General features: G+C 75.7%; 17 protein-coding genes and 1 pseudogene. 7 read left to right on the top strand and 11 right to left on the bottom strand.

The genetic code is table 11. The annotated features are described in order from the left end of the window. Positions 1-29: 29 nt before the first annotated feature. Complete coding sequence (locus BMZ50_RS12720; protein ID WP_091324994.1) at positions 30-1,565, bottom strand: putative bifunctional diguanylate cyclase/phosphodiesterase; 1,536 nt, start codon at positions 1,563-1,565, stop codon at positions 30-32. Positions 1,566-1,795: 230 nt separating this feature from the next. On the opposite strand from BMZ50_RS12720, the gene malQ reads away from it, so the two are divergent. From malQ to BMZ50_RS12735, 3 genes are all read left to right on the top strand, one after another. Next, entirely contained in the window at positions 1,796-3,631 is a 1,836-nt protein-coding gene (gene malQ / locus BMZ50_RS12725) for a 4-alpha-glucanotransferase (RefSeq protein WP_091324995.1), read from the top strand. A gap of 49 nt (positions 3,632-3,680) precedes the next feature. Beyond that, complete coding sequence (locus tag BMZ50_RS12730; protein ID WP_245753616.1) at positions 3,681-4,013, top strand: hypothetical protein; 333 nt, start codon at positions 3,681-3,683, stop codon at positions 4,011-4,013. Positions 4,014-4,094: 81 nt separating this feature from the next. Further along, entirely contained in the window at positions 4,095-4,892 is a 798-nt protein-coding gene (locus tag BMZ50_RS12735; RefSeq protein WP_091324996.1) for a DUF998 domain-containing protein, read from the top strand. Positions 4,893-4,916: 24 nt separating this feature from the next. Here the strand turns inward: BMZ50_RS12735 and BMZ50_RS12740 are convergent, their stop codons facing one another. Further along, positions 4,917-5,930, bottom strand: coding sequence for an Acg family FMN-binding oxidoreductase (locus BMZ50_RS12740; protein WP_091324997.1), 1,014 nt, complete (start codon positions 5,928-5,930; stop codon positions 4,917-4,919). 118 nt (positions 5,931-6,048) lie between these two features. Here BMZ50_RS12740 and BMZ50_RS12745 point away from each other — a divergent pair, with 118 nt between their 5' ends. Continuing rightward, positions 6,049-6,933: a universal stress protein gene (locus BMZ50_RS12745; RefSeq protein WP_091324998.1), complete on the top strand. Its 885-nt coding sequence runs from the start codon at positions 6,049-6,051 to the stop codon at positions 6,931-6,933. A 304-nt stretch (positions 6,934-7,237) separates the two neighbouring features. Further along, positions 7,238-9,217, top strand: a complete 1,980-nt coding sequence (locus tag BMZ50_RS12750) for a fibronectin type III domain-containing protein (protein ID WP_091324999.1) — start codon at positions 7,238-7,240, stop codon at positions 9,215-9,217. A gap of 120 nt (positions 9,218-9,337) precedes the next feature. Here BMZ50_RS12750 and BMZ50_RS24510 read toward each other — a convergent pair whose 3' ends face one another. The 3 genes and pseudogenes from BMZ50_RS24510 to BMZ50_RS12760 all read right to left on the bottom strand — a co-directional run bounded on the left by BMZ50_RS24510 (position 9,338) and on the right by BMZ50_RS12760 (position 10,864). Then, positions 9,338-9,601, bottom strand: a complete 264-nt coding sequence (locus tag BMZ50_RS24510) for a DMT family transporter (RefSeq protein ID WP_218146228.1) — start codon at positions 9,599-9,601, stop codon at positions 9,338-9,340. A 67-nt stretch (positions 9,602-9,668) separates the two neighbouring features. Further along, positions 9,669-9,989 (bottom strand): annotated as a pseudogene (locus tag BMZ50_RS25270) (EamA family transporter); the annotation flags it as partial. A gap of 128 nt (positions 9,990-10,117) precedes the next feature. Next, a complete protein-coding gene (locus tag BMZ50_RS12760) occupies positions 10,118-10,864 on the bottom strand; it encodes an SDR family oxidoreductase (RefSeq protein WP_091325000.1) in 747 nt (248 codons plus the stop codon). 88 nt (positions 10,865-10,952) lie between these two features. Between BMZ50_RS12760 and BMZ50_RS12765 the strand changes: the two genes are divergently transcribed. Continuing rightward, positions 10,953-12,500 (top strand): helix-turn-helix domain-containing protein, encoded by a 1,548-nt coding sequence (locus BMZ50_RS12765; protein ID WP_091325001.1) that lies wholly within the window; start codon positions 10,953-10,955, stop codon positions 12,498-12,500. A 92-nt stretch (positions 12,501-12,592) separates the two neighbouring features. Here BMZ50_RS12765 and BMZ50_RS12770 read toward each other — a convergent pair whose 3' ends face one another. The 3 genes from BMZ50_RS12770 to BMZ50_RS12780 all read right to left on the bottom strand — a co-directional run bounded on the left by BMZ50_RS12770 (position 12,593) and on the right by BMZ50_RS12780 (position 16,046). After that, complete coding sequence (locus BMZ50_RS12770) at positions 12,593-13,351, bottom strand: SDR family NAD(P)-dependent oxidoreductase (protein ID WP_091325004.1); 759 nt, start codon at positions 13,349-13,351, stop codon at positions 12,593-12,595. Between the two features lie 82 nt (positions 13,352-13,433). Continuing rightward, positions 13,434-14,171: a DUF5995 family protein gene (locus BMZ50_RS12775; protein ID WP_091325006.1), complete on the bottom strand. Its 738-nt coding sequence runs from the start codon at positions 14,169-14,171 to the stop codon at positions 13,434-13,436. Between the two features lie 18 nt (positions 14,172-14,189). After that, positions 14,190-16,046, bottom strand: coding sequence for a helix-turn-helix domain-containing protein (locus tag BMZ50_RS12780; protein ID WP_091325008.1), 1,857 nt, complete (start codon positions 16,044-16,046; stop codon positions 14,190-14,192). A gap of 363 nt (positions 16,047-16,409) precedes the next feature. Between BMZ50_RS12780 and BMZ50_RS12785 the strand changes: the two genes are divergently transcribed. After that, positions 16,410-17,420, top strand: coding sequence for an oxamate carbamoyltransferase subunit AllH family protein (locus tag BMZ50_RS12785; protein WP_091325010.1), 1,011 nt, complete (start codon positions 16,410-16,412; stop codon positions 17,418-17,420). A gap of 68 nt (positions 17,421-17,488) precedes the next feature. Here the strand turns inward: BMZ50_RS12785 and hisG are convergent, their stop codons facing one another. The 3 genes from hisG to ribH form a co-directional block, all read right to left on the bottom strand. After that, entirely contained in the window at positions 17,489-18,355 is an 867-nt protein-coding gene (gene hisG, locus BMZ50_RS12790) for an ATP phosphoribosyltransferase (protein WP_091325015.1), read from the bottom strand. Between the two features lie 94 nt (positions 18,356-18,449). Beyond that, the gene (locus tag BMZ50_RS12795) at positions 18,450-18,713 is read right to left on the bottom strand and encodes a phosphoribosyl-ATP diphosphatase (RefSeq protein ID WP_091325017.1); all 264 of its coding nucleotides are present in this window, start codon (positions 18,711-18,713) and stop codon (positions 18,450-18,452) included. Beyond that, positions 18,710-19,237, bottom strand: a complete 528-nt coding sequence (ribH, locus tag BMZ50_RS12800; protein WP_091325022.1) for a 6,7-dimethyl-8-ribityllumazine synthase — start codon at positions 19,235-19,237, stop codon at positions 18,710-18,712. Before ribH ends, BMZ50_RS12795 begins: the two co-directional genes overlap by 4 nt. Between the last annotated feature and the right edge of the window lie 36 nt (positions 19,238-19,273).

A 19,273-nucleotide genomic window follows, 5' to 3' on the forward strand; every position in this document is an offset into this window, starting at 1 on the left:
CGCCGCGTCGGCCGGCAACAACCCCATGATCACGGCGATTCGGCGGGCGCCTCCGCCTGGCCGAGCAGCAGCAGCTCGGCGTCGGTGTGCTCCAGCGGCGCCGCGAACAGGTAGCCCTGCGCCAGGCCGACCTGGCCCTCGCGCAGGTGGGAGCGCTGGCGCTCCTGCTCGATGCCCTCCGCGACGATCTCCAGGTCGAGGGTGCGGCCGAGGTTGATCAACCCGCGCAGGATCGCCGGCATCGCCTCGGCGTCGTCGATCGTGCTGACGAACGACCGGTCGATCTTGAGGATGTCGACGGCGAACTGGCGCAGGTGCGACAGCGACGAGTAGCCGGTGCCGAAGTCGTCGAGGGCCACCCTCACCCCGAGGCCGCGCAGCTCGTGCAGCCGCTCGGCGGCCAGCAGCGGATCGCGGACCAGGACCGACTCGGTCAGCTCGAGCACCAGGGCGGCCGCGGGCAGTCCGCTGCTCTCCAGCGCCGACCGGACGTCGTCGATCAGCCCCGGTGACCCCAGCTGGGACGGCGAGACGTTGACCGCCATCGACAGCGCGCCGGCGCCCGGGTGGCTGCGCCGCCAGCCCGCCGCGGCGGCGCAGGCCTCGGCCAGGACCCAGCGCCCGATCTCGGGGATGAGCCCGATGTCCTCGGCGACCGGCAGGAACCGCTCGGGGAGGACGACGCCGAGCGTAGGGTGGTCCCAGCGCAGCAGTGCCTCGAAGCCCATCACCCGCTCGCTGCCCAGGTCGACCACCGGCTGGTAGACCAGCCGGAACTGCCCGCCGGGCAGCGCCGCCCAGAGGTCCTCCTCCAGCTGCCGCCGCTCGGCGGCGGCCGAACGCATCTGCGGGTTGAAGACGACGTACCCGCCGCGCCCGGCGCCCTTGGCCCAGTACATGGCGTTGTCGGCGTCGCGGAGCAGGGAGCTCGCGGTGGCGGCGACGTCCCCGGTGGAGATGCCGAGGCTCGCCGAGACGGTGACCCGCTGGCCGCCGAGGTCGACCGGGTTCGACAGCGCGGTCAGGATCCGCTCGGCGATGCGGGTCGCCTCCTGCACGCCGGGCGCGCGCTCGACGAGGATGGCGAACTCGTCGCCCCCGAGGCGGGCCAGGGTGTCCTCGCTGCGCACCGCCCCCTGCAGGATCTGCGCCACCGCGCCGATCAGCCGGTCCCCGGCGTGGTGCCCGAGGCTGTCGTTGACGTTCTTGAAGCCGTCGAGGTCGAGGTAGACGACCGCCACCTCGCCGCCGCTGCGGGCGGTGCGGCGCAGCGCGAGCTCGAGCCGATCGGTGAACAGGGCCCGGTTGGCCAGCCCGGTCAGCCCGTCGTGGAAGGCCAGGTGCGCGAGCTCGGCCTGGGTGCGCTCCCGGCTGCTGCGCTGGAGACGGTCGGCGGCGATCGCGGCGCCGGCCGCACCGGCGAGGCTGAGCAGCAGGTGCGGCAGCACCTCGGTCACGCCGTCCCCGGCGGCCGCGTGGCCGGCGGCCAGGACGGCCGCCGCGCCGGTGGCGAGGAGCACCGCCCGGGAGCGGCCGGGGCGGGGTCCTGTCGTTCCGTCGTCCACGCTGGTGGGCCTTCCCTCGGGTGTGCGTCGTCCCCGGTCTACGGACGACGGCCCCCGCGGGTTGAGCCGGCCGCGCGGGACCCCACCCCGAGGGGTGAGCCCGGCTCAGGACGCCGGGGAGGCCCGCAGCGCGGTGATCCACCACTGCAGCCGCGGGAGGGCCGAGGCGGAGAGCGGCACCACGCCCGACCTCCTGTGTGGGCCCGGGGTGCGCTGGGGAGTATCGGGGGGTGACGCGCACACCGACGACCGACGAGTGGGGCATCGACGCCGCCTGGCTCGATGCCCGCGACGAGGAGCACCAGGTCGCCCAGGCCACCATCGACCGGCTGCGGGAGATCATCGGCACCCCGCCCGCCGACCTCGAGGACCGCGCCCCGATCGTGGCCCGCCCCGGGGACGCGCTGGAGGTCGACCGGGCCGAGGTCACCTGCGAGGACGGGTCGGTGCGCTCGATCGACGGTGAGCTGCCCGAGGACTTCCCGCTCGGCTACCACTGGCTGCAGGCGCCCGGCGGGCCGCGCCGCCGGCTGATCGTCTCCCCGGGCCGCTGCTGGCTGCCCGAGGACCGCGCCTGGGGCTGGACGGTGCAGCTCTACGCCGCCCGCAGCCGCGCCAGCTGGGGCATCGGCGACCTCGCCGACCTGCGGGCGGTCCGGGAGATGGCGGCCGGCCAGGGCGCCGGCTTCGTGCTGGTCAACCCGCTGCACGCGGTGGCGCCGACCCCGCAGCAGGAGGCCAGCCCGTACCTGCCGGCCACCCGCCGGTTCCGCAACCCGATCTACCTGCGGGTCGCCGAGGTCCCCGGCGCCGGCTCGGTCGACCTGGAGGAGGACGCCGGCCGGGCGCTGAACGACGGCGATCTGATCGACCGCGACGCGATCTGGGCCCGCAAGCGCGCCGTGCTGCGCCGGATCTTCGACGCCACCGGGCGCGACGACCCCGCCTTCCCCGACTGGTGGTGGCACCAGGGCCAGCCGCTGCAGGACTGGGCCAGCTGGTGCGCCCTCGCCGACGTGCACGGCCCCGACTGGCGCGCCTGGCCCGAGGAGCTGCGCGACCCCCGCAGCGGCGCGGTCGGGCACTTCGTCGCCGAGCACGAGCGCGACGTCGCCTTCCACGCCTGGCTGCAGTGGGCGCTGCACCTGCAGCTGGGGCGGGCCACCGAGGGGATGACCGTCCTCCAGGACCTGCCCATCGGCGTGGCCGGCGGCGGCGCGGACGCCTGGACCTGGCAGGACGTGCTGGCCTCCGGCGCGCGCGTCGGCGCCCCGCCGGACGCCTTCAACTCCTCCGGCCAGGACTGGGGCTCCCCGCCGCTGATCCCCTGGCGGCTGCGGGAGTGGGACTACGCGCCGTTCATCGAGTCCATCCGCGCCACCATGGCCGGCGCCGGCGGGCTGCGCATCGACCACGTCATGGGCCTGTTCCGGCTGTGGTGGGTGCCGGAGGGCGCGAGCCCGGCCGACGGCGCCTACGTGCGCTACCCCGCCGAGGACCTGCTCGACATCGTCGCCCTGGAGAGCCACCGGGCTCGGGCGGTCGTGGTCGGCGAGGACCTCGGCACGGTCGAGAAGGGCGTGCGGGAGGCGCTGGCCGAGCACGGCATCCTCGGCTACCGGCTGCTGTGGTTCGAGGAGGAGCCCCCGCCGCGGTGGCCGGCCGAGGCGATGGCCGCCGTCACCACCCACGACCTGCCCACCGTGGCCGGCCTGTGGACCGGGGCCGACCTCGAGGAGCAGCGGCACTACGGCGTCGGCACCGACGAGGAGCTCGAGCACGGCCGCCAGGAGCTCCTGACGCGGCTCCCGGGCCTCCCGCGGAACGCCGGGCCGGAGACGGCGGTCCGGCGGGCGCACGAGCTGCTCGCGACGGCGCCGTCGCTGCTGCTGTCGGCCACGCTGGAGGACGCCGTCGGCGCGGTGCGGCGGCCGAACATGCCCGGCGCCACCGACCGGCCGAACTGGTCGCTGCCGCTGCCGGTGCCCGTCGAGGAGCTGCCCGGGCACCCGCTGCTGCAGGCGGTGGCCCGCACGCTGGCCGAAGGGGTCGCCGCGCGCAGGTGAGCGCCGCGCCGGTCGAACGCCTGTTCGATCAGCGTGCCAGACTGCTCCCGTGGCCGGCGGCATGCACCCAGGGAGATCCGGCCGCTCCCTCGGCGAGCGGGCCGCCTCCTCCGGCGTCGGCCGGCCGGTGGAGGCGGCCGAGCCGCGCCGCCCGGGCGGCGCGGGGGCGGCGGCACGGGCGGCGGCACGGGCCGAGGGCGGGGGCCGGCACTGCTGGGTGCACGACCCGCCCGGCGCGCCCGGCATCTGGCCGGGGCTGCTCGTGGAGTGGCGGCAGGCCGAGGGCGGCTGGCACGGCCGCGTCGCCTACGCCGTCGCGGGGCCGCACGGGCCGCTGCTCGTGGAGACCTGGGTGCCCGCCGCCCTCCTGGAGCAGCGCTGATCACCGGGTACCGCGTGTACCGGCAGAAGGTAGGCCCGGGAGCACGCCGCCCACGGCGGACCAGAGCCACCGCCTGGGACCATGGGATCCGTGAGTGCACACCGGGACCGCTGGGGCGCGATCGCCTGGCTGCTGACCCTCCAGTTCTTCCTCGTCGAGGCCGTCGTCGTGCTGCAGCACGACGGGCCCTACTCGCGCGCCGACGACCTGATCAGCGCGCTGGGGGTCGCGACCTCCGCCGGGCACGTGCTCATGAACGCCTCCTTCGTCGTCCAGGGGCTGCTGATCGCGGCGGGTACCGCGCTGCTGCGGCCGCGGCTGCTCGGCGGCGGCGGGAGAGTCGCCCCCGCCCTTCTCGCGGCGGCCGCGATCGGCGTGCTGCTCGTGGGCCTGTTCCCGCAGGACAGCCGGCCGACGCTGCACGAGGCCGGCGCCGGGCTGTACCTGGTCGGCGGCGGGCTGGGCCTGATCGCCCTCGCCTACGCCGTCCGGCCGCGGTCGGAGCTGCTCGGGACGACGCTGGCGCTGCTCGGCGTCGTCGGCGCCGCGATGACGGTCTTCTTCGTCGCCGGGATCACCGGGTTCCTCGGCGAGGGCGGCACCGAGCGGGCCGCTGCCTACGTCCTGCCGATCGGGCTGGCGCTCGCGGGTGCGGGGCTGTGGCGGCTCGGGCGCACCGAGCCGGAGCGCGCGGGCCGGCCCTCCCGGCGGGAGCGCAGGCGCGCGGAGGCGGCCGAGCGCGCCGAGCGCGTCCGCGAGCGGGACGCGGCGCTGGAGGCCGCCGCCCGGCCGGCGGAGCCCACGCGGGCGACCGCACCGGCCGGGGACGCCGACGACTTCGACCCCGACGACCCCTGGGGCTCCTCCCGCCGCCGCTGACCGTCCGGCCGGTCGACCGCCGGGTCAGCCGGTGCCCGGCGCGAAGCTCAGCACCTCGGCGACCGGCCGCCGGCCCGCGGTCGCCGTCGGGGCCGTCGCCGGGTACCCCATCCGCAGCAGCATCTGCGGGTAGCCCACCAGCGACAGCCGGGTGCGCATCCGGGTGCGGGTCGCCGGCCAGTCCAGCGCCTGGGTGAGCGGCGAGGCGACCAGGCCCTCCGCGGTGGCCACGAGCAGCAGCCGGCCCAGCGCCCGGCCGGCCAGCAACCACGCCGTCCGGTCGTCGCTGTTGGTGCCCAGCAGCACCACCGACGGCCGCTCCACGGCCGGCGGCGGGGCGTCGGGGTCCCCCGGCGGGAGGAAGGCCGACTGCGGCCCGCGGCTGCCGACGACGAAGTCGCGGATCAGCCAGTTCGACGGCCGGGTCGCCGGGTCCTCGCTGGGCACGGCGACCACGGGGACGCCGTCCGCGGCGGCAGGATCGGTGCGCAGCCAGCCCTTCAGCTCCGCGAGGTACTCGGGATCGCTGCGCTCCATCTCCTCGGCGCGGGAGATGAGGAAGACGGTCGCGACCTCCTCGTCGGAGGCGGTGATCGGCTTGAGCCACACGTCCACCGCGGCGGCGTCCTCCTGCAGCCGGTCGACCAGCCCGACCGGCACCGCCCGCGGCCGGAACGGCGCCCGGTCGGTGTGCCGGCGTCCGATCGCCTCGGCCAGGACCCGGTCCTCCTCGGTGACCTCCCGCGGCGGACCGACATGCACGCTGACCAGGTGGTCGGGGTCGGCGGGGTCGGGCAGGAGCTCGGCCTCGGCGCGGTGACCGGCGGCCCGCAGCGCGACCACGGCGAACTCCGCGGCGGCCCCGCAGCTGATCACCTGCTGGCGGGCGGTGGGGTCGAGCACCGGGAGCGCCCGCGCGGGGTCCAGGTGCAGCTCCAGCCGGTCCGGCGCGGCGACGAACCGCCACGGCTGGGTGTTGTGGATCGACGGCGCCCGGGTAGCGGCCGCCACCACGGCTGTCCAGCCCTGCTCGTCCATTCCGCACCTCCGGCGCGTTCCGGCTCCCGGCCCGGGAGCACCTCCCCTGCCTACCCCATCGGGCGCGGCGGCCGCACCCGGCCGGGTCGCCCGGCCGCGAAGCGGGGAGGATGAGCGCATGAGCGCCCCTGACTCCGGTGGACGGACCCTCCGCGTGCTGGTCGGCTACGACGGCTCGCGCAGTTCGGTGAACGCCATCGAGGCGGCCGCCCACCTGATCCCCTCGGCCGACGCCACGGTCCTGCACCTGTGGGAACCGCCCTTCACCTCCCCGGAACTCCGGCAGCGGCTGGCCGGCCGCGCCGACAGCCTCGAGTCCCTCAGCAATCTCCTGGAGAGCGAGGGGCGGGCCGAGGCCGAGCGGCTGACCCGCACGGGGGTGGCCCTGGCCCGCGCCGCGGGCTGGACGGCCGAGCCGCTGGTGAAGCGCACCTTCGGCGGCGACGGCTACCAGTTCGCCCGGACCGCGCAGGAGCTGGGCGCCGACCTGATCGTGGTCGGCTCCCGGGGCCTGAGCGGCGTGCGGGCCGCGCTCGGCAGCGTCTCGGAGCTGGTCGTGCACGTGAGCCCGGTGCCGGTCCTCGTGGTGCCCTACCCGCTCACCAGCGCCGAGTGGGACGCGGCCGATCACGGCCCGGTCCTCGTCGGCACCGACGGTTCGGCCGGCGCGGACACGGCCATGGCCACCGCGGCCGAGCTGTTCCCCGAGCGCAAGCAGCTCGTTGTCTCCGTCAGCGAGCCGGGCCCGGGCCCCGGTCCCACGGCGCCCGACGGCGCCGAGCTGGTCACCGTGCCCTCCGCGGGGCGGCCGGGGAGCTCTCGCGCCACCGCGGCGACGCTCGCCGAGTGCGCCACCGGCCACGGCGCCGGCGTCATCGCCGTGGGCACCCGCGGCCGGTCGGCCAGCCGGGAGCTGCTCGTCGGTGGCGTCACCCGCGCCCTGCTGCACCACGCCCACCGGCCGACCCTCGTCGTCCCGGGACCGCCGTCGCCGGTCGCCTGACCTCTCCGTGCGGGCGGCGCGCCGGGTGCAGCCCGGGCGCCGCCCGCGGCGTGTCCGGGGTCCCCTCTCAGATTGGGGGTCATAGGACCCCCTCGCCATGGCTGCTGGCATGACCGCACGCGGACGACCGTGTTCCGCACGCTCCGGTCACCCGATCGGGGAACAGCTCGACCGCGGAGACGTCATGGGCTCACCAGGCACGACCACCACCGGCGGTCGCCACCGTGCACGGGGCGCTGCGGCTCCCCTCGCCAGGCGACCGGCCGAGCGGGACACCAGCACGAGGGCGGGACGGCGGAAGGCTGTGGGCCTGCTGTCGGCCGCGACCCTCGGGGTCGGATCCGTCGTCCTGACCGGCGGTGCGGCGCAGGCGGCGCCGTTGCCCACCCTCCCGAACAACATGGTCATCTTCCCGGACCGGGACTTCATGACCGTCGAGGGCTTCGAGGGCCTCACCGACGCCACCGCCCGGGTGCAGGTGCTGCGCGGTACCGGCGAGACCGTCGTCGGCCAGACCGACGCCCCCGTCAACTACCCCGAGGCGGGGGTGGCCTTCGAGATCAACCACCCGGGCGGCGCCTGCTGGGGCGAGGGAGCCCCCGCCGGCCTCAAGGTGACGCCGGACATCCAGGGCGGCGACGTCCTCCGGCTGGTCATCGACGGCGTCACCTACGACAGCCCGGTCGCGCCGATCAGCGTGGAGTCCGAGTCCGCCAGCGGCGCCACGGTCACGGTCATCAGCAACGTCCCGGCCGACATCCCGCTGGAGCGGGTCGAGGGCCGGATCATCCAGCCCGACTTCAAGGACACGGCGGTCGGTCGCCGCGACGCCCGCGCCACGGTCGACGGCACCGGGGACACCGGCTACACCTCCTCGCTGACCCGCATCAGCGACACCCAGGTGCAGGCGGAGTACACCTTCGAGGACGCGGCGACCGCGCAGACCGCGCTCGCCGGCACCGCGCGGGTCATGTCCTGGGTCACCACCCAGGGCGAGGAGCGGGCCGGCATCACCATCGCCGAGCACGAGGAGGTCGGCGGGCCCGGGATGGGCGGCTGCCCGGCCGGTCCCGGTGACGCCGCCCAGCCCGCGCCGGGCAACGCGACGTTCCAGCGCTCCGCCGACCGCACCCAGATGCAGGTCCGCTGGACCCCGGCCGACGACGTCGCCGGCGGCACCGCCGTCTCCGGCTACCAGATCATCGCGACCGACCCCCAGGGCAACCTGCGGGGCCGGAACGAGGCCGCGACCGCGACCAGCACGACGCTCACCGGACTCGACCCGGCGCAGAACTACGCCATCCAGGTGCGGGCGGCCCAGGGCGAGGCCCTGAGCGCGGCGTTCCTGGCCGGCGAGTCCACCGGCACGCCGCCGGGAGGCGGGGGCACCCCGGGCGACACGGTGCAGCCGACGCTCGGTGAGGCCCAGTTCGACCCCGCGACCAACCAGCTCACGCTGTCGGCCACGGACGACGCCGGGACCCCGCAGATCTACTACACCGTGGACGGCAGCCCGGCCAACGACATCGACATGCCGGCGCTCAACGCGGAGCTCTACACCGCTCCGATCACCCTCACGGGCACGGCCCCGGTGACGGTCAACTACGCGGCGTTCGACGCGGCGGGGAACGTGACGACCGGCAGCTACACCGGGACGCCGGGCGAGGTCGCGCCGCCGGCCCCGCTGGCCGCTCCGGCCGAACTGATCGCGACCTCGGTCTCCGGCGCCGTCCGGCTGGACTGGCAGGCGGTCCCCGAGGCCACCGACTACGAGGTGAGCGTCCTCAACGCGGACGGCTCCGCGGCCCGGCCGGCGTCGCTGACCAGCGGCGCGCGGACGGCCACCGTCACCGGCCTCACCGGAGCGACCAGCTACACCTTCTCGGTGAAGGGGGTCGCGGCCGGCCGGACCGGCACGGCCGCCACGGTCGACGGCTCGCCGGGGGTGTTCGTGAGCTCCCCGGTGGTCACCCGGGCGCAGTGGAGGTCCGGTGACTTCCGCATCGAGGGCACCTCGGACGTCACCACGGGTCAGGTGCGGCTCTACCGGGCCAACGCTGGCGGCCAGCTGCTCAACGCCGGAGGCACCGTCGTCACCGCCGTCGCCCAGGCCCAGCAGTTCGGCAACGGCACCGCGGTGACCGCCGCGGTGGCCCCCGAGACCGGCGGCGAGTTCACCCTGCGGCTGCGGAACAACGCGGCCGGGACCGCCAACCCCGGGTACCTGGTGGCCATCGCCACCGACGGTGGCAGGAGCGCTCCATTCCAGGTCAGCGGCCGGTAGCCGCCGACCGGCGGTGATCCCACCGCTGCCGCCCGACTGAAGAGACCGAGGGCCCGTCACCGGCCGGTGGCGGGCCCTCGGTCCGTGTGCAGACCCCTGGCCGTCCGTGCCGGCCGGGGGTCAGGCGCGCGTGCCGGCCTCCTGCGCGAGCGGTGGGGAGACCCGGCCGCGCCGGCGGGACAGCGCCACCCCGGCCAGGCACACCGCGCCCCCGACGACGGCCAGCGCGGGCGGCACCTCGTCGAGCAGCAGCCAGCCGAGGGCGATCACCAGCGGCGGCACCAGGTAGGTGGTGACCCCGAGCTTCCCGGCATCGGTGCGGGCCAGCGCGTAGGCCCAGGTGCTGAAGGCCAGGGCGGTCGGCACGACGCCGAGGTAGACCATGCCGGCGGGGGAACCCCTCCCCCAGCCACAGCCCGGCGAGGACCGCGATGAGGATCGGCCCGATGTTGACCAGCATCGCCGTCGTCCCGGCGTCCAGGTGCTGCTCGGCGGCGTTGAGGGCGACGTTGTAGATGCCGAACCAGCCGACCCCGCAGATCGCGAGCAGCCCCCACTCGCCCCGGGTGGGCGGCACCCAGCGCCGGCCCGCGAGCGCCATCAGGGCCGCCAGCACTCCCGTGCCGACGGCCAGGCGCGCCAGCGCCAGCGCCCCGGGTGAGAGATCGGCGCCCACGGCGCGGATGGCCACGAACGCCGACGCCCAGGCCAGCACGGTGACGACGACCGCGGCGAGCACCGGGACGGCGGCACGGCGGCCGGGGGTGCGCACCGCCCGACCACAGGCAGCACCGCGGACGGACCACCGGCGGGTTTCCGACGTCGTCCTCCCGCCCCGTCCCGGCCCCCTGCAGGGCCCCGCCGCGAGCGTGCGAGCGGTGGGGAGCAGGGGGTTCTTGTTCAGCCGCGCAGGTGCTCGGCGTACGTCCGCCGCCCGTGGGTACCCCCGGAGGGCAGCGCCCCACCGTCCCGGACGGCGGCGGACAACCGCCCCGGCACCGGGGCGGACACCACGCGGGCACCCGGCTCCCGGGCGGCGGCCCACTCCCGCGCCACGTCGGCGGCGGTCAGCTCCTCCGGCCCGGAGTACTCGACGACATCCCCGGACGGGGAGCCGAGCGCCACCTGGACCGTGTGGGCCGCCGCCTCGCCGACGTCCACCGGCCGGATGCGCCAGCCCATCGGCACCGGCAGGATCGGCCCGCGCCGGGCGGTGGCCAGCAGCTCGTCGACGAAGTCGTGGAACTGGGTGATGCGCAGCAGCGTCACCGGCAGTCCGGAGGCCAGCAGCACCTGCTCGGCGGCGAACTTGGCGCGGTAGTAGCTGTAGGGGATGCGGTCGACGCCGACGATCGAGACGTAGACCAGGTGCCGCACCCGGTCCCGGTCGACCGCCTGCACCAGCCGCCGGGTCCCCGCGACGTCGACCTGCCAGGTGTCGCCACGCGGGTCGCTGGCCGCGTGCACGACCACCTCCGCGTCGCGCAGCGCCGGGGCCAGGTCGCGGCCGGTGGCCAGGTCGCCGCGCACCCCGCCCGGTCCGGTGCCGCGCCGGGACATCTGGCGCACCCGGTGCTCGCCGCCCTGCAGCAGCTCCACCATCCGCCGGCCCAGCCGCCCGGTTCCTCCGGTGACGAGAACATCCACGGGTGCAGTCTGGCCGGAGCCCTCCGCTGGGGCCAATCCCGAGCGCCGTGGAACTGCTCATCTCACATACGAGATAACGTTTCTCCTCGTGACGGCGCACGACTTCCCCTCGACCGACACCGCCACCCGCCGCATCGGCTCGCTGATCCGCGACGCCCGGCGGCACCGCGGCCTCACCCAGGCGCAGCTCGCCGAGCGGCTGGGCACCAGCCAGAGCGCGATCGCCCGCATCGAGCAGGGCGGGCAGAACCTCACCCTCGAGCTGCTCAGCCGTCTCTCCGACGCCCTCGACAGCGAGCTCCTCCGCGTCGGTCCGGCCGGCCCCGCCCACCTGCGCGTCACCGGCGGGCGCCCGCTGCGGGGCAGCGTCACGGTGAAGTCCTCGAAGAACGCCGCGGTCGCGCTGCTGTGCGCGGCGTTGCTCAACCGCGGCCGGACGACACTGCGCAACGTGGCCCGCATCGTGGAGGTCGAGCGCATCCTCGACGTGCTGCGCTCCATCGGCGTCGCCGCCACCTGGGACCCCGACGGCCACGACCTCACCCTCGTCGTCCCCGACGAGCTGGACCTGGTCGGCATCGACGCCGACACCGCCCGGCGGACCCGCAGCATCATCATGTTCCTCGGGCCGCTGCTGCACCGCGCGCCCGGTTTCGACCTGCCCTACGCCGGCGGGTGCGACCTCGGCACCCGCACGGTGCAGCCGCACATGATCGCGCTGCGTCCCTTCGGCCTGGAGGTGGAGGCACGCGCCGGCGAATACCACGCCACCGTCTCCGCCCCCGGCACGGCCGACCGCACCATCGTGCTCACCGAGCGCGGGGACACGGTCACCGAGAACGCGCTGCTGGCCGCGGCGCGCGCCGACGGCACGACGACCATCCGCAACGCCAGCTGCAACTACATGGTCCAGGACCTCTGCCTGTACCTGCAGCTGCTCGGCGTCGGCATCGAGGGCCTGGGCACCACCACGCTGGTCGTCCGCGGCCGGCCGGTGATCGACGCCGACGTCGACTACACGATCAGCGAGGACCCGGTCGAGGCGATGAGCCTGCTGACGGCGGGCATCGTGACGAGCTCGGAGCTGACCGTGTGCCGGGCACCGGTGGAGTTCCTCGAGATCGAGCTCGCCGTCCTCGCCGAGATGGGGCTGCGCTACACGCTCTCCCCGGAGTACCTCGCCGACAACGGGCACACCCGGTTGGCCGACATCACCATCTCCCCGTCGGAGCTGCACGCCCCGATCGACAAGATCCACCCGATGCCGTTCCCGGGCCTCAACATCGACAACCTGCCGTTCTTCGCGGTGATCGCGGCGGCCGCCGGCGGGTCCACGCTGATCCACGACTGGGTCTACGACAACCGGGCGATCCACCTCTCCGACCTGACCCGGCTCGGCGCCGACGTCCGGCTGCTCGACCCGCACCGGGTGCTGGTCACCGGCCCCACCCACTGGTCGAGCGCCGAGGTCGTCTGCCCCCCGGCGCTGCGGCCGGCGGTCTGCCTCCTGCTGGCGATGCTCGCCGCCAAGGGCACCTCGGTGCTGCGCAACGTCGACATCATCGCCCGCGGCTACGAGCAGCTCTACGAGCGGCTGATCGAGATGGGCGCGCAGATCGAGGTCTTCCGCGACTGAGAGGACCCCCTGCCCCCCACCGCTCGCACGCTCGCGGCGGGACCCTGCAGGGGGCCGCCGCTGGTCACGACGCCGGGTTCCTCCCGACTCGTTCAGCGCTCCTGGTCGGTGGGGCGGATCAGGATCTCGTTGACGGCGACGTGCGGCGGCTGGGTGACCACGTAGCGGATCGCGCGGGCGATGTCGTCGGCCTGCAGCGTGCGCATGTTCTCCGCCATCTGCCGGGAGGCCTCGCGCGCCTCGGGCTGGGTGATGTGGCTGGACAGCTCCGTCGCCACCGCGCCGGGCTCGACCAGGGAGACCCGCACCCCCCGGGCGGTCACCTCCTGGCGCAGCGACTCGCTGAAGGCGTTGACCGCCCACTTGCTGGCGTTGTAGACGCCGGCCCCCTTGCGCGCGGTCCGGCCGGCGACGCTGGAGATGTTCACGATGTCGCCGGACCCCTGCTCGAGCATCCCGTCGACGGCGGCGTGCGTCATGTACATCAGGCCGAGCACGTTGGTGTGGATCATCCGGCGCCAGTCCTCGGTGTCGGCCCCGACGATCGTGCCGAGCAGCATCACGCCGGCGTTGTTCACCAGCACGTCCAGGCCGCCGAGCTCCTCCCGGGTGTGACGGACGGCGTCGATGCAGGCCTGCTCCTCGGTCACGTCCAGGTCCAGCGCCAGCACGCGGGCGCCCTCGTCCCGGAGCTTGGCTGCGAGGTCGTCGAGCCGGTCGCGGCGGCGGGCGCCGATCGCGACAGCGGCACCGGCAGCGGCCAGGGCGATGGCGGTGGCCTCCCCGATGCCGGACGACGCGCCGGTGACCAGCGCAACCTTGCCGGCGAGCGGACGGGCGACGTCGGTCATGCGGTTCCTCCCTCACGGCCGCCCGGTGCGGCCCCGCCCCCAGCCTCGTCGACGGGGTCGGGCCCGGTGCGCGGAGGGGGGGTCAGGTCAGCGAGACGCCGAAGCCGCGGACGGCCAGCCGCAGCAGCACCGGTCCCGGCCGCAACAGGTCGTCGACGCGGGCGGCGGCGGCCGCCTCCAGCTGGGCCACCCGGCGGGGGTAGCTCCCCGGCCCGCGCCGGCGTGCGACGTCCAGCTGCGCGGCGTTGGCCCACACCTTGCGCCGCGACTCGCGCAGGAACACCTGGCTGGCCGTGCGGTTGGCCGGGGCCAGCACCCGGTCCAGGACCGTGCGCCGCCCGCCGGCCCGGTGCAGCTCGACGTCCTCCGCGGCGACCCGCGCGGCCAGCACCCGGTCGATCCGTTCATGGTCGCGGCGCCGGCGGTCGAGCAGCTCGGAGTCGTCGAACCCCTCCGGCGGGATCATGGCCACCAGCGACTGCGGCAGGTCGAAGTTGATGTGCGCGTTCATGCCCAGCAGCACGTGCGCCTCCGGTGGCAGATCGGGGCGGGCGCCGAAGGCCAGCCGCCACGGCCGCGGCGGGCCGGCCGGGTCCCGCCGGTGCGCGGCCAGCGCGTCGAGGTAGCGGCAGGCGAAGTCGACGTCCCACTCCTCGACCCACGCCGGCTCCTCGAAGCCGCCGCCGTCGATGGCCGCGCCGACGGCCACCGTGGTGCGCAGGTAGGTGCCCAGGAAGAACCGGGCCGGGTCCCCGCCGGCCTCCAGCGGGGCCAGCAGCCCGGTCATCCGCGCCACCAGGGCGTCCACGCCGGCGCCCATGCGCGCGTGCCTCCCGGCTCAGGTCAGGGCGTCGAGCCCCTCGTCCGGGGGCTGGGTCAGCGCGGCGTCCACCGGCGGGCGGTGCGGCTGGTCCAGCCCCCGCATCCGGGCCGCGTGCAGCGCCAGCAGCAGGTTCAGCCGCAGGGTGGGGTCGGTCGTGAACGGGCCGAGCAGCCGCTCCAGCTTGCCGATGCGGTACCGCATCGTGTTGTAGTGGAAGTGCAGCCGCCGGGCGGACTCCGCGACGTTGAGGTTGGTCTCCAGCAGCACCCGCAGCGTCTCGCGCAGGTCGGCGGAGTCCGGGTCGGAGGCGTCGGCCAGCGAGCCCAGCACCTCGTCGACGTAGTTGCGCAGCTCGGTGCTGTCCGGGATCAGCGACAGCAGCCGGAACACCCCGAGCTGGTCGAAGTGGGTCACCGCCGAGGTGCCGTGGATCTCCTGGCCCACGGCCAGCGCCCGGGCCGCCTGCTGGTGCGCCTCGCCCAGGGCCGACAGCGAGGCGGCGGGCCGGCCGATGCCGGTGCCCAGCACCCGGCCCACCCGGCGCACCCGGGCGTTCACCCGCGAGGTCACCGCCGACACCAGCGAGGTGATCTCCTCCGGCGTGTGGCCGTCGAGCGGCAGCACGGTGACGATCTCGGTGGACAGCCCGGCCACCGCGGCGCCGGACACCTCGGTCTCCAGCGCGGCCCGCCAGCCGTCGGCCAGCCGGTCGAGGACGTCGAGGGCGCGGGTGGGGTCGGCAGTGGCGTCCGCGGCGGTCTCGGTGGCGGTCACCAGGACCACGACCGGCCCGTCCAGCCGCCAGCCGAAGGACCGGGTCTGCGCCAGCGCCCGCTCGGTGTGCCGCAGGGAACCGCCGACCAGCCGCCGCACCAGGTCGCCCTGGAACCGCAGCTCCACCGAGTGGACGGCCTGCTGGCGGATGACCGACAGGGCCGAGACGACGGCCGCGCGCTCCAGCACCCCGCCGGCGCCGACCATCATCGGCCCGGTGCGGTGGACGGCGACCAGCCAGCCGTGCCGCTGCTCGCCGGCCATGATCGGCGCGACCGCGTACTCCCCGACCCCGCCGGGCAGCTCGTGGTGCCCCGGAACGAGGAGGATGCCGTCGGCCGGCGAGAGGTCGGCGTCGGCCAGCACGTCGGCCGGGGTCACCGTGACCTGGTCGGCACGGACGCCGGAGAGCCGCCGGGACGGCGCCATGAGGGCCAGCTCGTCCTCGGCCTCGGCGTCCAGCAGCCACAGCCAGTCGCTGATCTCGGCCACGTCGTCGGCCGGGCCGGCGGTGGTGACGATCTCCCGGTCCGGGCCCAGCCCCAGGACGGCGGCGCCCTGGAGGAAGGACGCCAGCCGCTCGGTCACCTCGGCCAGCCCGCCGCCGCTGAGCGCGACGTCGATGAACTGGTCGTGCATGCGGAAGGAGAGCGCGAGCGCCTCGCTCTGCTTGCCGACGACGGCGCCCAGCACCTCGGAGACGAGCTCGTCGGTGCGGACGTCGGCGGGGAGGGCCAGCACGGGGAAGGCCCGCCGGTCGGCCTCGGCCAGCACCTCGGCCGGCACCGGCGAGGGCCCCTCGGCGCGGGGGAAGGCCAGCGCGGTGGTGCCCATGGCGCCCAGCCGCTCGACCAGGGCGCGGCAGTCGGCCGGGTCGGCCGGAGGGAGCCGGGCCCCGAGCACGACCAGCACGTCGGGACCGGCGAGCGCGAGCGGGTCCACCGGGTCGTCGACGACCATGTGCCGCAGCACGCGGTTCAGCCCGGCGGCGCCGGCCACGACCTCGGCACCGGCCAGCCCGGGCAGCTCGAGCGCCTCGGCGAGGGTGAGCCCGACGCGCTCGTGCCAGCCGGCGCGGTCCGGTGGGTTCTGCGTCACAGGCGCCTCCGGGGCCGACAGGGAGCGACGAAGAGGGATCGCACCGTTACCCCTTGTTGTGATGGTGAGCGTTGCGTCACCCTGGGTCACGGTCTCCACCCTCCCAGTTGCCGTCTTGATCGGCCATACCACGACATCCTGTCAGGACTGCCTGGACCAACGTCCCCATTCTTGGCGACTTCCGCCATACAAGGGCATGCGACGCGCCGCTTAGGTTCGAAGCCCGGTTCCACTCCGCCCGCAGGATGGTAGGCCGGTCACCGCATGCTGGTGCGCCGAGTCCCCCCGACGGGCGAGGCGGGCCTGGGTGGGAGGCCTCGAGCCGACGGTGCCTCCCATTGCATCAACGGTGAAGAGGCCACCATGCGCACCATCGACGAGACCACCGGCTCCGGGAGCGTGCGGCCCGGAACGCCCACCTCCTCGCGCGGCCGCGCCGCCCGCGCCGGAGTCCCCACCATCCCCCTGCCGCGCGAATCGGCCCAGGCCGCCGCCCGCACCGCCCGCTCCGCCCGCGCCGCCACCGCGGTGCCGGCCTCGGCCAGCACCGGCGTCGCCGAGCTCCTCCGGGGACCGGTCCGCCCGGCGCGCGTGCTCATGAGCGTCCCGGCGGCGGTGTACCTCCAGACGACCGGGGACCGCGGCAGCGAGGTCGTGGGCGTCCTGACCAGCGACGCCGCGCGGCTGCCGCTCGGCTGCGTCCTCTTCCGCCCGAGCAACGGCCGGCCGCTCGTGGCCCTGCCCAGCGGGGCGCCCGCCGAGGTCGGCGGTGGCCGGATCGTCGTCGGTGACCTGGCCGTCAGCGCCGCCGCCTGGTGGGAGCCGCGCCCCCGGCTGCCCAGCGCCCAGCCGGCACTGCTGCCCGAGGGCGTCCGGCAGCTGCGCAACGCCCTCTACGGCGAGGGCGTCCCGCACAGCGCCTTCACCCTGCCCGGCCTGCCGCCCGGCCCCGGCGGCCCTTTGGCCGCCCTGCGGGGCGCCGTCCGCCGGGCCGACCTCGACGCCGCCCTGCGGACGGCCGCCCGTCTCGTCGGCCTCGGCCCGGGTCTGACCCCGGCCGGCGACGACGTGATGGCCGGCACGATGGCCGGGCTGGTCCTGCTCGGCCACCCCGCCGCCGAGCGGTTCGCCGCCGGCGTCTACGCCCTCGCAGCCGGGCGCACCACGGAGCTGTCGCGGGCGCTGCTCCGACACGCCGCCGCGGGCCGGGTCAGCGGCGAGTACGCCGCGGTGCTGCACGGCCTGGTCGGCGAGCGGCCGCTCGGCCCGGCCATCGCGGGCCTGCTGGCCACCGGGTCCACCAGCGGCCGGGCCATGGCCCTGGGGCTGTGCACCGCGATCGACCTCGTGGACCGGACCACCCGGAACCGGTGAGCACGGACGCGTGAGAGCCCCCGCCCTCGGGACGGGGGCTCTCGCGTGCGATCCGGAGGATCGCGGTGTCACAGCCGGCAGGCGTGGATGCTGGTCACCAGGATCGCGCGGGCGCCGAGCTCCCACAGCTCGTCCATCACCCGGTTGGTCTCGCTCTGGGCGACCATGGCCCGCACCGCCGACCACCCCTCGGTCTGCAGCGGGCTGACCGTCGGGCCCTCGAGCCCGGGGGTGAGCGCGGTCGCCTTGGCCAGCAGCTCGTTCGGGCAGTCGTAGTCGAGCATCACGTACTGCCGGGCGACGAGGACCCCCCGTAGGCGGCGGCGCAGCTGGGCGACCGCCGGGATCTCCTCGGCGCCCGCCCGCCGAACCAGGATGGCCTCGCTGGTGAGCACCGGCTCGCCGATGATGTGCAACCCGGCCGCGCGCAGCGTCGTGCCGGTCTCCACGACGTCGCAGACGGCGTCGGCGACGCCGAGCCGGCAGGCGGTCTCCACCGCGCCGTCGAGCTTGACCACGCCGGCGCTGATGCCCTGGTCGTCGAGGTAGCGCTGGAGCAGGACCGGGTAGGCGGTGGCGATCCGCTTGCCGGCCAGCTGCTCGACGCTCTCGATGCCGGACTCCACCGGGACGGCGAACCGGAACGACGAGCGCCCGAAGCCCAGCGGCATGACCTCCACCGCGGCCGCACCCTCGCCGTCGGCCGGCGCGGTCTCCAGCAGCATGTCGCGCCCGGTGATGCCGACGTCGAGCGTGCCGGCGGCGACGTAGACGGCGATGTCCCGCGGCCGCAGGTAGAAGAACTCGGTGTCGCTGTCGGGGTCGTAGACGGCGAGGTCCTTGGTGCTGCGCCGCTGCCGGTACCCGCTCTCGGACAGCATCGCCGCCGCCGGCTCGCTGAGGACGCCCTTGTTGGGCACGGCGATGCGCAGCACTCGAGGTCTCCTCGGACGTGAGATGACAGGGCGGCCCGGCCCCGTCCAGAGGCTCGCCCCGAGCATGTGAGGGGTGAGGAGGACGGGGTGTTTTTCAGAGGTGAGCGTAGACGTCGTCCAGAGTCAGCCCGCGGGCGAGCATGAGCACCTGCACCCGGTAGAGCAGCTGGCTGATCTCCTCCGCCGTCCGCTGCTCGTCCTCGTGCTCGGCCGCCATCCAGGACTCGGCGGCTTCCTCCACGACCTTCTTGCCCGCGGTGTGCACGCCGTCGCGGACCGCCGTGACCGTCCCCGAGACGGGGTCGCCGGCAGCGACCTTGGCGGAGAGCTCGGCGAACAACGAATCGAAGGTCTTCACGCGCGGCTCCCGTCGGCGGCCGGGGGGATGGAGAAACCGGTGGGTCGGTGCGGCGCCCGGAGGTCGCGGAGGGTCAGAGCGGTGGCCAGCGCAGCGATCGTGGCCTCCCAGCCCTTGTCCTCGGCCGAATCGGGCAGGCCCGCGCGGTCACGCGCCTGCTGCTCGGTGTCGCAGGTGAGGACGCCGTTGCCGACCGGTCGGCCGGCGTCCAGGGCCACCCGGGTCAGCCCCATGGTGACCGCGTCGCAGACGTACTCGAAGTGCGGCGTCCCGCCGCGGATGACCACGCCGAGGGCGACGACCGCGTCGTACCGCTCGGTGAGCGCCTGGGCGACCACCGGCAGCTCCACCGCGCCCGGGGCCCGGACGACGGTCGGCTCGACGATGCCGCAGGCGCGGGCGGCGGCGATGGCGCGGTCGAGCAGCGCGCCGGTGATCTCGGCGTGCCAGGTGGTGGCGACGATGCCCAGCGTCAGCCCGGCGGCGTCCACCGGCCCGACCTCGGGGGCTCCCCGGCCGCTCACGTGACCACCTCGCCGGCGCTCGTCGGCCGCGTTCGC

Source organism: Geodermatophilus ruber, assembly GCF_900114385.1.
In the GTDB taxonomy this organism is placed as follows: domain Bacteria; phylum Actinomycetota; class Actinomycetes; order Mycobacteriales; family Geodermatophilaceae; genus Geodermatophilus; species Geodermatophilus ruber.